The sequence below is a fragment of the Psychrobacter sp. van23A genome, from assembly GCF_030845275.1.
Classification (GTDB): Bacteria; Pseudomonadota; Gammaproteobacteria; order Pseudomonadales; family Moraxellaceae; genus Psychrobacter; species Psychrobacter faecalis.
Window position 1 is genome coordinate 20,262 of sequence record NZ_CP132595.1, and the last position, 12,751, is coordinate 33,012.

The window sequence follows — 12,751 nt, forward strand, 5'->3', positions numbered from 1 at the left end:
ACTCTTCTTAATTTGTTTATTACTTCTCAAGCAATACACCCGGGTTCATACGCTGTTCAGGGTCTAAGCTTTTGAGCATATCATGGGTTACTTGCATGCCAAGCTTGCCTTTTTCGGCGGCAAGGTATGGCGCATGATCACGGCCAACGCCGTGTTGATGCGAGATGGTCGCTTTACCATTAGCAAGGCTAACACTGGCAGCATGTTTGATTTTTTGCCAGCGGCTTAAGGTAGTCGCATGGTCTTTTGCCGCGCGAAAAAAGTAGGTGGTATAAAGGCTCGCACCTTGCTTATAGACGTGTGAGATATGAGTAAAGGCCATAACCGCCTCATTTTCATCTGCCAAGGCGTTTTGCACCGCTTCTTGCATCTGCTGCATCTGCTCGTCGATATTATTCCAATTGGTCGCGGTCTCAAAGGTATCGACCATGATGCCTTTGTCCCATAAAGTGCCACGCAAATAAGGGAATTTAAAGCGCCCATGCGTCCAAACACTGCCCATGATATCAGTGATTTTACCCGTGACACTACCGTGCTGCTTTAACAGCTTATTAAACTGTGTCAGCGCCAATTTATTCTGCGCTTTATCGCCTGATACGCCGTAAGTGAGCATAACCTTATCTGAGCTTAGTCCACGGGCTTTTAGATAGGTGCTAATGGCTAAAAATTGACTCGGTGACGTGCCTAAATGCAGATGCGCATCAGTTTCGACGGCATTACTGAGACGTAACATAGATAAGCGAACATTTTTTTGCACCGCTTGTCTAAGCACTTCTTTACCTGCTTCCCAATTAGGCAGGAAAGCCACTTTAAACAGTTCTTCCTCAGGCTGCGGTTGTACACGCATTTTGACTGTCGTAAAAATACCAGCACGACCCTCAGTGCCCATCATCATCTCACGCAAATCAGGTCCTGCTGATGACGCTGGAATATCGGCGATATTGAGCACACCTTGCGGAGTGACTAATGTACCACCGGCAAATAGCTGCTCGATGCGTCCGTAGCCCAATGACTGCTGACCGCTAGAGCGCGCGGCAATCCAACCACCAAGCGTTGATAGCTCCCAAGACTGCGGATAATGTCCTAGGCGGTAACCGTGCGCGTCCAATTGCGCTTCGACAGCTGGCCCTTGTGTGCCCGCGCCAAAGGTTGCGATTTGGCTCTCAAAATCTAAGTCAAGCAGCTGATCCATCTTGCTCATGGCGATGGTAAGGACTGGACGTGAACCCTTTTGTGGGTTGATATGTCCAACGACTGAGGTGCCGCCACCAAAAGGAATGACAATTAAGTCATGCTCATTGGCGAGCGTTAATAAAGTCTCGACATCAGCGGTCGATTCAGGAAAAGCGACTCCATCAGGAAATACTTCAAAGTCGCCGCCATGCATCGCTATCCAATCAGGGAAGCTTTGACCGCGCGCATGTCTGAGCCTCACTTCTTTATCAGTTGAGACGATATTAAGGTCGGTGAGCGCAGCAGGCAGGCGTGATTTTGGTACGGTTTTGAGTACCTGTTGTAAGCTCACAGAGGACAGTTTTTTGGTTTTACCGATATGTGATTTTATTAATTTTGCACCATGCGGCGAGACAGTTTTATTGATACTGACATTGCCCCAACCGTTCCAGCGCGTCTGCTCAATAGGCGTATTGGCAGTCGAATTAGTAGCCGTATTATTTTTTTGGATAGGTTCTAAATTATTATCAGTGTTTTTGGTAGCAGGAAAGTTGGTGGTTTTACGAATAAGAGATTTGATTATGCTCATAGGGACATACCTGTCGATTCGTTATCACAGTTTTTATACTAAAGGATTCGGTTGAAGCTGACTCAGTTTTTCTACTCAGCATAGATGAATGATTAGGCTCAGGGTTATCGTAAAAATCATACGATATTAAGCGCTTATGCCAATCACCAATCCTAAAGCAAACATATTTATCGTTTGAGCATAGCACAATATAAACAAATATTTCATATAGACTCGTCTTTTGTATAATAAAAATTTATGACTTTTATTTAGTAGCGGCATTATTGGGGTTCGCGTTGGCGTATTATTCTTATCAAGGCGTAATATCTCGCAAAAATCGTCAATAATTCACCATCTAATAGCCATTAATAGGCGCAAACTTGTTAAAATAGGGCACTAATTTTTTCTTGATGGACATCGATTTATGACCACTGCCGCTGCTATCCCTACTATCAAAGAAGATCGTATTCTTATTCTTGATTTTGGCTCGCAATATAGCCAACTGATTGCTCGCCGTGTACGCGACTCTGGCGTTTTTTGTGAGATGTTCCCTTATGATATCGACACCCAGCGCATCACGGACTTTGGCGCAAAAGGTGTCATCCTATCGGGCGGCCCTGAGAGCGTGCATGCGGAAAATAGCCCGCGTATCAATGACGCCGTGTTTGAGCTTGGTGTGCCAGTATTGGGCATTTGCTACGGTATGCAGGCAATGGCGGATCGTTTCGGCGGTAAAGTTCATGCCAGCGATATCCATGAATTTGGTGCCGCGACCATCAATGTCGATGGTCATTCAAAATTAACCGAAGGTATCGAAGACCACGTCAGTGAAGACAACGCGACCACGCTAAACGTTTGGATGAGTCATGGTGATAAAGTGATCGAAGCGCCGCAAGGCTTTGATATTATCGCCAGTACGCCGAGCTGTCCGATTGCCATTATGGCCAATGACGACAAGCAGTACTATGGTCTACAGTTCCACCCTGAAGTGACGCATACTTTACAAGGTCAAGCGTTATTGGGTCGTTTTGTCCATCAGGTTTGCGACTGCGCCGGCGATTGGACGCCTGACAATATTATCGATATGCGCGTGGCACAGCTCAAAGAGCAAATCGGTGACAAACAAGTATTGCTCGGTTTATCCGGCGGTGTCGATAGCTCAGTGGTTGCCGCGCTATTGCATAAAGCCATTGGCGATCAGCTGACCTGTGTGTTCGTTGATAATGGTCTCTTGCGTTTGCACGAAGGCGATCAGGTGATGCAAGTGTTCGCTGAAAACATGGGTGTCAAAGTCATCCGTGTCGATGCCGAAGATTTATTCTTAAACGCCTTAGCAGGCGAGTCTGATCCCGAAGCCAAACGTAAAATCATCGGCAAAACCTTTATCGATGTGTTCGCCAATAGCGCCCGTGAAATCAGCGCGCAAAGCGATGGCAAAGTCATTGAATTTTTGGCACAAGGGACGATTTACCCTGACGTTATCGAATCAGCAAAATCGCATCAAGGCAAAGCGCATGTCATTAAGAGCCATCATAACGTTGGCGGTCTGCCAGACGATTTGGCGTTTGAGTTGGTCGAGCCATTACGCGATTTGTTTAAAGATGAAGTGCGTAAACTTGGTATCACCCTTGGCCTACCAGAGAAAATGATCTACCGTCATCCGTTCCCAGGTCCGGGTTTGGGCGTGCGTATCCTTGGCGAAGTCAAAAAGGAATATGCCGATATCCTGCGCCTTGCCGATGCCATCTTTATGCAAGAGCTGGAGCGCTCAGGCTGGTATGACAAGACTGCGCAAGCATTTGCGGTATTCCAACCGATTAAATCAGTCGGCGTGGTCGGTGATGGTCGCCGCTATGCGTGGGTGATCGCGCTACGTGCCGTTGAGACCGTAGACTTTATGACGGCTCGCTTTGCGCATCTGCCGTATGATTTGATTGAGACGGTATCGAACCGCATCATGAATGAAATCGCGGAAGTATCTCGCGTGACTTATGATGTGTCGAGTAAGCCGCCGGCGACGATTGAGTGGGAATAATTATTCATACGCTATGATTGTAATATCAACGCAAAGGAGTGATGGACTATGAAACTGGTTCATGTGGGACAAAACGAGTGGATGTTTGAAGATGACGTTAGCGATAAGTTGGCTGACAATAGATCAAATGCGCTTGGCGCTGGTAGAGCGCTTAATCTTAAAATAAAAGCCTTTGTAGATGCCGAGGTAAAAAGAGGTCGTGATATCAACGATATTATGAATGAAGTCATGACCAAATTTCAGCATGAAATTGTGCAAGACTTTGATGAGCAGCCGCCAACCTCATTCCAAGTGATACAGATGACGCTGGAGAAAGAAGGTTATGAAGTGGCTCGTGATATTGCTCAGTTTTTAGTATTAGAGAATATGAATGACCCTGATGCTTACTTTAACTTAGCATTTTTGTGTGAGCAGCATGACGACAGCTTTTTAGCACTATTGAGTAGCCGCGAATGTATGCGCCTATACTTAGAGTATTTCCCCAAAAACTTTAATTGGCAAAAAAGTAAGCTGCCATGGGGCATCATGGAGAACCGTCCCTTTTTGCGAGCGCTGTTTCAGCTGGCAAATGTCTATGCTGACAATATGAGCTTTGATGAAGCCTGCGAGCAGGGAGAAAGGCTGCTACAAGTTTGCCCTAATGATAACCTAGGTATGCGTGAAGCGCTGATAGAATGGTACATGTTTACCGAAGAGTATCAGAAAATAATTCGAATTTGCGGCAACTATCCAGAGGATATGCTTGCAAATATCGCTTTCGGTAAGGTGCTGGCTTACTGTTATCAAGATAAATTAGATAAGGCTGAAAAAGAGTGGGATATCGCAAAAGATAACTTGCCTGAAGTGGCGCATGAAATTCTTAAAAAGCGTCATCCTAGACCACGCGGTATGGGTATCAATAGTTATGGTATCGAAATTGGTGGTAAAGAGCAGGCTTATCTCTACTGGCAAGATATGGGCGATTGGTGGGAAGAAAATACTACTGCTCAAACCCTGATTGAGAAAAAACGTGCTGAGAAAAAGAAGAAAAAATAATTTGATTTAGCGGCACTTCTCTTTAGTTAAAACACTCAACTTGGTTGGGTGTTTTTTGTTTTAAACATAAAAGTTTTACTCGATAAGTTTTGCTTCGATAGCAGCAACTTTGTTTATTAACTGATTATTAAATTCTAAACAGTCTAAAGAGTAGTGAGCTTTTCGATGACAGGTAGGACATAACGCAATAATGTTTTGAGGTAAGTCCGCACCACCATCTGCCAACCTAGTTAGATGATGGATTTCGAGATAAGGTCCAGATTTAGTTTCAAATGGAGCTGTCTCATTACATCCCTCGCATATACCATTAGCTCTTTTTTTGGCATATAGCTTAATGGCTGTACTACGGTTTTGAATAGATTGAATTTTTTCTTTAGTGCTTGCGTGGGTTGGTGTTGAACTTAAGGCAATCTCTCGTAATTGCTGTAATGACTTACCTTTACTAGGCTTAGTGATATAAACGGCTTTAGGGGCTTCAACTACTTTAGGGGACAGAGTTTGAGCTATATCAGTATTTTTAGTATTAACTATATCTAGATGAAAAACGATAGCGTCACGAAGCTCGCCATTTCTATCTGGTCGTTCTGCAATATGATGAAAAACGTAATTACAATACCCTAAAAACCGTACAAAGCCTCGTGATGTTGATTCGAAAAGTAGAATTTCTTTATTGTTTTTTTGATGGTCATGAATTGCCAAATTACCTTTGGTCATTCTCATGTCGCCTTCTTGGCCTTCACCCGTATATTTAAAGGTGCCGTTAGGGTCAAAATCATCAATATAGCCATATTCGCCGCCAGCATCGCCGGTAAAAATAAATATATATGGATGCTCGGCTGGCGTTGCTATGCCACCATATTGTTGCCCTTTATATATACTGTGTATATCAGAACGACGGTTATAGATTTTTCCTATTTCAAACACTATGGCTTCCTTATTTTCTTATTAAGCTAATAGGGTTTACTATAGTTGATAAGTGTTTTTATGGTTCTTGCATTAAATCGCAATTTTTGGAGTTTATAAAATTCTATTATAAGATTTAAAAAAATAGCGGTGCTCTCCAAAGTGAAGAACACCGCCACTGCTTATAAAATTTAGCTGTTAACAATCTAAGCTTTAACCCCGCACATTCACCACATAACGCCCAACCGTCTGACTAGCCATAAAGCGATCTAAGTATTCCGGCGTTTGCTCAAGCGTAATCTCTTCGCAATAATTCTCTAAATTAGGCAACTTCATATCAGTACTGACGCGCTGCCAAATGGCTTTTTTATCAGCTAGGGGAATATAGACCGAATCGATACCGAGTAGGGACACCGCGCGAGTGATAAACGGCAATACCGTCATCGTAAATTCAGCGCCGCTCGCCAAGCCGCAAGAGGTCACTGCGCCGCCCGCTTTGGTTTGCTTTAGTAGGTTTGCCAGATAGTCGCCGCCGATGGTGTCAATAGCATTTGCCCATAGCTCGCGACCGACAGGTTTATCGCCGATCTCATTGATGCTATCGCGATGACGGACTTCGCTTGCGCCAAGCGCTTTTAGATAGTCGCTTTGCTCAGGCTTTCCAGAGAAGGCGATGACCTCATAGCCAAGCTGACTTAATATAGCGATGCTGATACTACCGACGCCGCCCGTTGCACCCGTCACCGCGACTGGACCGTCTTCCGGTTTTGCGCCCATTTTCTCAAGCTTTTGCACACTTAACGCTGCGGTTAAACCGCCCGTACCATAGATCATGGCTTCTTTTAGCGTGAGCGAAGACGGACATTCGACCGCCCAATCGGCAGGGATAGATATCATCTGAGCGAGACCGCCATCGGTATCCATGCCCAAATCATAGCCAAAGACTACGACTTCTTGACCCTCCGTAAAGGTTCCAGACTTATCACTGACCACCACACCAGCGGCATCAATACCGGGTGTGTGCGGGTAGTGTTTGGTGATTCTTTTGTTGCCGGATGCTGACATAGCATCTTTGAAGTTTAATGATGAATAATGGACTTCGATTAATAAATCATTGTCAGGCAAGTCGCTGACACTGCGCTGCTCAATGCTTTTTTTAAATTCACCGTTGCTAGTCTCGTGAACCACTAAGGCTTTAAAGGTTTTGTTATTCGACATTGTCTGAATCCTTTTTTATTGCTTTTATAGTAAATGCTCTTTGCAAAAGCAGCTTAAGGCTTAATCAATATCTTACCTTTTTTCTCTGACTGGACGTCTTCTGAAACCGCTTTTTGAATATCGTCTAAATCATAGATGCCGCCAGTAGGGAGTTTTAGGATACCGCTTGAGGCACGCTCAATCAGCTCTTTAATTAAACGCTGCTTATCATCGGCGCTGATTTCTTGCATCAAATCGCTTGCCCAAAAACCTTTAACTTTAGTCAAATTGAAAATCAGATTGCTCGGGTTTAGCATCAGCGGTTCGCCAGACACCGACCCCAATGATGCCATTGCGCCATGCTTACCGAGTAGTGACAGCAGCTCACCGCCTGATTTGCCGCCGACCGCATCGACCGCGCCGCTTATTTTGGCGTCACCAACGATTTTTTGTACTTGCTCTTTCCAGTCGTCATCATCGGTCACGATGTTATTTTCAGTGATACCAAGCTCGATAAGCTCTTGTTCTGACTCTTTACTGCGTACCAAGTTAATCGTATTGATATGACGCTCAGGCGCTAGCATCGCCATCGATTCACCGACCGCACCATTGGCGGCATTTTGGATAAGCCATTGACCGGGCTTAATATTTAAAAATTCAATCAATAGCAGTGCACTCATCGGCATGGCAATTAACTGGGCGGCCATTTCATCATCGATGGCATCTGGAATAGGGATAATGCTTTTTGCCGGCGCGATAAAATATTCCGCCCAAGTTCCTGATACGCCAGACACGACGACACGCTGACCTTGTTTAAAACCTTTGACGTCTTTACCTAACGTATCAATCGTACCAACCGCCTCAGAGCCACCAGTGGCAGGCAAATCAGGTTTATGACCGTATTCGCCTTTTATGGTCACGATGTCGTGATTGTGAATAGAGGACAGGATGGTCTTGATACGGACTTCGTTGTTTTTGGGTTCTGGGGTAGGGCTGTCGGTGATACTCAGTACTTCTGAAGGTTTGCCAAATTCGTTATAAGTAGCGCTACGCATGATGATTTCCTTTATTATTTTAATTCAATGTTTTAATTTTTAAGCGACGTCAGTAGATAATTGCCCATCAACCTTAACAAGCGGGTCTTGCAAGCCGCAACCTGACTTTGGTAAAGGAACGTTGTTGCTATTTATCAGGATATTGCGCGGTAGGCTATAAGAGATAGGTTATAAAAAGTCGCCATAAAAAATGGCAGCGCTCTTAATAAAGAACGCTGCCATGGTCAATAAAACGAAGGTTAGTTAAGTTACAAGTTAACGATAGTTTAAGGCTTTAGCAATACCTTACCTTTTTTGCCTGACTGCAATTTGCCATCGACCGCTTTTACGATATCGGCCAAATCAAATACCGCTTCTACAGGCAGTTTTAATTGTCCGTCTACCGCTCTATCGATCAGTTCATTCACTAGGCGCTGTTTATTCTGCACACTCATCTCTTGACTGAGCTTACTGCCCCAAAAGCCTTTCATCACCGCTTGCTTGAAAATCATATGGGTAGGATTGATGACCATAGGTTTGCCCGACATCGCGCCAAAGGCGGCGAAGGTGCCACCATGACCGAGTAACGATAACAAATCGCCGCTATTTTCACCGCCGACTGAATCGACCGCCGCACTGATTTTATCATCACCGATGATCGCTTTGACTTGCTCTTTCCAGTCATCATCTGAGGTGTTGATATTGTTTTTGATACCGAGAGTATCTAACTCTTTTATGGCATCGTCACTTCTTACCAGATTAATGGTTTTGACGCCGCGCGCCGCCGCTAGCATGGCAAGCGATTTACCAACGGCACCGTTGGCGGCGTTATGAATAACCCATTGACCGCTTTCTACTTCTAAGAACTCTAATAGCATCAACGCACTCAGCGGCATGGCAATCAGCTGCGCGGCCATTTTATCTTCTAAACTATCAGGGATAGGAAACACCATATCGGCTGATGCGACAAAATACTCTGCCCACGTTGCTTGCACACTGGCAGCTGCCACGCGTTGCCCGACTTTTAAGTCTTTAACCTCACTACCAACGGCATCGATAATGCCTAAGGCTTCGCTACCACCGATAGCCGGCATTTCAGGTTTAAAGCCGTACTGACCGCGAATGGTAAGTAGGTCATGGTTATGGATGGAGGCGAGAATGGTTTTGACGCGCACCTCATTGGCTTTTGGCTCGGGGATAGGACGGTCGCCGAGGCTCAATACTTCAGTTGGTTTGCCAAAATGATCATAGGTTGCACTACGCATAATAAATCCTTTTTTTAATTTTAAGTTTGTTTCAAATGTTTTTGACGAGCGAATAAATTTGTAGCCATCAACAGTAGCAAACCCAGCTTGCTTGTCGCAATATTACTTTGGTAAAGCAAAGTAGTCAGCGTTAAGTGAGCAGCATTTAGTTGGTTTCATTAATCATTAGCAGTTTGTTCTGTGGTTATTTGTTCTGCATGTGCCTGCTCTGGACTAATAACCTTAAAATCGTCATCTACTAAATTGGTCAGTAGCGGCTCCCCTTTATCATTAATCCGAAATAGCCCATATTCTGCTGCCTCAAATGCTTCGCCATGACCTTCTTGGAAGAAAAAAGCATTGGTCGCAAGCTGCATTACGCCGTTACGGATACGGTAGTGAAGCGCCATCTCATTAGAGGCTAGATTTCTAGGCTGATTAGCCGCTAAGCGCTTAAACTGTCCGACATTATGTTGGTCTAAAGCGACAATGACATAGCCTTGTTCGTTAATAGGATAGCTACCGGGGTCTTTATTTAAGGCGGCAAATACGTCACGCTCTAGCGCATAGCTAAGCGTCATATAGTCGCCCTGCATAAAGCCGCGTGGATCAACGGGTGCAAGCGCTAATAAAACCGTATCGCCAGTCGCGAGATGGTTTTCGTATTTAATAATATTCCTCGTCATCACCACCAATACCAGCGCCAATCCAAGAAGGGCAATAATAATCGTGACAGCCGGTTTTCGTAGCCAATGGGTCTTTGATGTGCCCTTAAGCAAGCGCTTGGTCAAAATTTTATCATTCATGACAGCCGCTCCTGATTGTCGTTAGCGCTTGGTTTTATCTTCGTAAAATAGCTTTTGATAAGCAGCCAGCGCAGCAACAATAGCGCGATTCCAATAACAAACAGGGAAACGGACTTGACCAATAAAGAAGTATCGAGCTGATAGTAATACCAAAAGATATAACCGACCAAGGCAATAATGCCCAGTCCTAATAGCACGCGTTGGCTATTAGCAGTAGCAATGATAATAATCAAACTGGTGGCCAATAAGCCTGAGACATAAATAGACATGATCCCAAGTAATACAATCGCAGCGCTAATGAGTAGTCCTGCTGTTGATAATAATTTGCTGTGATAGCGCTTTAAAATGAGATAAGCAGCATAAAGACTGGCAAGCGTTAATAGCCCTTGGGCCAGGTAGTAGTTATAGCTAAAGGCTTTTCCATCACTATCAAAGCTATTGCCATATTCCGCAGCGATAAAATAGACGGAAATGCTGAGCAAGACATAGGCGCTCGCATAGCCCATAGCACTCATGATTTCTAACGCATTCATTCGCCATTTTCTCGGGATAAATACAGCGAGTGTATAACGCTGTAAATGAGTCACGCTGGTTATCAAAGCCAATAATCCTAAGCTGACTTCGGATAAGTGATAGTAATTTAACAGGTAAAGTAGGCAGACTAAAGCCAAGGTTGCGCTCAATAAACGATAGACAAAATTGGGAATGACAACCGTCATCAACAGTTGTACAAGGAACAATAGTACTATACTGAGCGGCTCTGTAATCTCACTCGCTAGTAAAGCATAGGCGATATAACCTTGACCTGCTAGAGTAACTGCAAAGGCTAAACTGTTCCAAAAAGCGCTATGGCGCAAGCGGGCGTTATAAAATAAGAATCCGCCACTAACGCTTAATATCGCGCCAATAATAAATAGCGCTAGCGTACTATCAAGCAAGCCGGTGTTGTCTAAAATTAAGGTCAAAAACCCGATAAAAAATAAACTGGCAAATACGCCACTAAAACCAAAAAGCAAACTGATAAACCACGGGCTAGGCGCTGCAGCTGCATTATTTAAAAGCTTATCATTGACGTTTTGTGCGTCGATGAATCCCTGCTGTTGTAATAGCAAAATCTCGGGCTGTTGCTTGTTATGGTTGATATTATTCAGCTCATTGTTCATCACTGTCTCCCTTAATAATAGAAGAGATAGTGTCATCATTGTTGATATAAGCAACTTTGCGCAGCCACACAACTGCCGCAGAGCTCATGCCAACAAGTAGCAAGGCTAATAGTAGAAATCCACCCCCCTCAAAATCATCTAACAGCCATTTGCCGACCCGAAACATCACCACAATAATGATAGAAAACGACAAATAGGTCAGCATCAGTAAATCAAGACGGCGCTGATAAAACTGCCAAAGCATAAAGCCGCACCAGCCTAACCATACTATGGTAGCGATAAGCGTCGCCCAGATATTGCCATTATCAAAGACCGTGACAATCGCCAGATACGTCATAAAAAACGTGCTTAATAAACCGACGACATAAGTGCTCCAATGCAAGCTGGAATTGGTTTGAGCGCTGTTTATTTGAGCAGTGGATTTTTTAACGTTAATGCGATGAAACAGATAGGGAGTAGAAGAGGAAGTTTTATTATCGAAACCAATCAGCCAACTATAAAAGGCAATAAAATTAAATAGTGCAAGGATGGCTACTTGAGAGACGTTTTGCAGGCTATATTTAATAAATTGTAGATTTGCGACATCTAAATAGAGTAGCAAAAATGCATTGATTAGCCCTAACCAAAGCAGCCAGAGCGCAGGGAAACGGGCGATAACTACCCAAGGTGTAATCAGTATCGCCCAAGCAAAGAAAAGCTGCCACGTATCAGCGCCTGTTTGATAGACCTGCCCAAATAGCGCCAATAAGCTACCGGTAATAATACTAGCGATAAGTAATAATAACTGCCGAATCAGTTGAAATTGTCGCCTAAAAGACAGTGCTACATAAAGCGCAATAGTGATCGTCAGCGCTCCTTCAACTAAAGCGAATTTGCCTATTTTGCCCAAGTTTTGCCAGTTATAAGCGATAAAAAACACTAGGGATAAGACCAGTGCTACCGCGCCAATAATCAGCAGCGCCTTATCAAAAAAGTCTAGCCACCTGCGTTTACTCGGATAGACTTCTAGATGCGTTGCTGCTGCCTCGGCATTTTTAAGAGAGAGGATATCTTGCTGCAGTAACTGCTCAATAGTACGCCGTGCGTGGCTCATAGTCGCCTCTGATTAAAAACGGTTTTTAGCCTATCTTAGCTGTTTTTACGCTGGCATAATGTACTAAAGTTTATAAATTACTAAATTTTATGATTTATTAACTTTTATGTTTTAATAAAACTCAATCCTACTCAGCAGGTGCTCTTGGATTAAATAGGCGCAAATATAGGCGCTCGGCCAAGCGACCATAAAGGCATATTTCCACGAATTAAACAGCGTGATAAAAAAGCCTTCGACAAATCCTACATTGATCAGTAGCAGGGCCGTCGAGATAATCGTCGACATCATCAGCGCCATTAAAAAGGTGAAAATCAGCCGATAGTATTTGCGCCGCGTGCGTATTCTGACGGTCGGGAAGTTTGCCATAATGTTCTGTTGTCCTGCTTGATGAGAGCCACGTTTCACTGCTGCTGTAAACGTGATATTTTGCGATGAGAGAGGATGAGATAAAGCATTGTTCATGCTTAGCGGCGACTATGATAACGCGTGATGACTGCGAG

At 44.1% G+C, this 12,751-nt stretch carries 11 protein-coding genes; 2 read left to right on the top strand and 9 right to left on the bottom strand.

Features of this window, described 5'->3' with window-relative positions:
- Window positions 1–19 precede the first annotated feature (19 nt).
- Window positions 20–1,762 (bottom strand): FAD-binding oxidoreductase, encoded by a 1,743-nt coding sequence (locus RAH45_RS00070; protein WP_068405743.1) that lies wholly within the window; start codon window positions 1,760–1,762, stop codon window positions 20–22.
- Between the two features lie 403 nt (window positions 1,763–2,165).
- Between RAH45_RS00070 and guaA the strand changes: the two genes are divergently transcribed.
- Window positions 2,166–3,776, top strand: a complete 1,611-nt coding sequence (guaA, locus tag RAH45_RS00075; RefSeq protein WP_068405740.1) for a glutamine-hydrolyzing GMP synthase — start codon at window positions 2,166–2,168, stop codon at window positions 3,774–3,776.
- A gap of 48 nt (window positions 3,777–3,824) precedes the next feature.
- Window positions 3,825–4,811 carry a tetratricopeptide repeat protein gene (locus RAH45_RS00080; protein WP_068405737.1) on the top strand — a complete coding sequence of 329 codons (987 nt, stop codon included), beginning with the start codon at window positions 3,825–3,827 and terminating at the stop codon, window positions 4,809–4,811.
- Window positions 4,812–4,886: 75 nt separating this feature from the next.
- Here RAH45_RS00080 and RAH45_RS00085 read toward each other — a convergent pair whose 3' ends face one another.
- The 8 genes from RAH45_RS00085 to RAH45_RS00120 all read right to left on the bottom strand — a co-directional run bounded on the left by RAH45_RS00085 (window position 4,887) and on the right by RAH45_RS00120 (window position 12,656).
- On the bottom strand, window positions 4,887–5,735 hold the full coding sequence (locus RAH45_RS00085; RefSeq protein WP_068405734.1) for an HNH endonuclease: 849 nt from the start codon (window positions 5,733–5,735) through the stop codon (window positions 4,887–4,889).
- 192 nt (window positions 5,736–5,927) lie between these two features.
- Entirely contained in the window at window positions 5,928–6,932 is a 1,005-nt protein-coding gene (locus tag RAH45_RS00090; RefSeq protein ID WP_068405731.1) for a YhdH/YhfP family quinone oxidoreductase, read from the bottom strand.
- 53 nt (window positions 6,933–6,985) lie between these two features.
- Window positions 6,986–7,966, bottom strand: coding sequence for a zinc-binding dehydrogenase (locus RAH45_RS00095; RefSeq protein ID WP_289051021.1), 981 nt, complete (start codon window positions 7,964–7,966; stop codon window positions 6,986–6,988).
- A 266-nt stretch (window positions 7,967–8,232) separates the two neighbouring features.
- Complete coding sequence (locus RAH45_RS00100) at window positions 8,233–9,210, bottom strand: zinc-binding dehydrogenase (protein WP_068405725.1); 978 nt, start codon at window positions 9,208–9,210, stop codon at window positions 8,233–8,235.
- A gap of 158 nt (window positions 9,211–9,368) precedes the next feature.
- Window positions 9,369–9,995, bottom strand: coding sequence for a GDYXXLXY domain-containing protein (locus tag RAH45_RS00105; RefSeq protein WP_082894313.1), 627 nt, complete (start codon window positions 9,993–9,995; stop codon window positions 9,369–9,371).
- Window positions 9,992–11,158 carry a DUF4401 domain-containing protein gene (locus RAH45_RS00110; protein WP_289051024.1) on the bottom strand — a complete coding sequence of 389 codons (1,167 nt, stop codon included), beginning with the start codon at window positions 11,156–11,158 and terminating at the stop codon, window positions 9,992–9,994. Before RAH45_RS00110 ends, RAH45_RS00105 begins: the two co-directional genes overlap by 4 nt.
- Complete coding sequence (locus RAH45_RS00115) at window positions 11,148–12,251, bottom strand: DUF2157 domain-containing protein (RefSeq protein WP_068405718.1); 1,104 nt, start codon at window positions 12,249–12,251, stop codon at window positions 11,148–11,150. Before RAH45_RS00115 ends, RAH45_RS00110 begins: the two co-directional genes overlap by 11 nt.
- Before the next feature lie 111 nt (window positions 12,252–12,362).
- Window positions 12,363–12,656, bottom strand: a complete 294-nt coding sequence (locus tag RAH45_RS00120; RefSeq protein ID WP_264753696.1) for a DUF2798 domain-containing protein — start codon at window positions 12,654–12,656, stop codon at window positions 12,363–12,365.
- Between the last annotated feature and the right edge of the window lie 95 nt (window positions 12,657–12,751).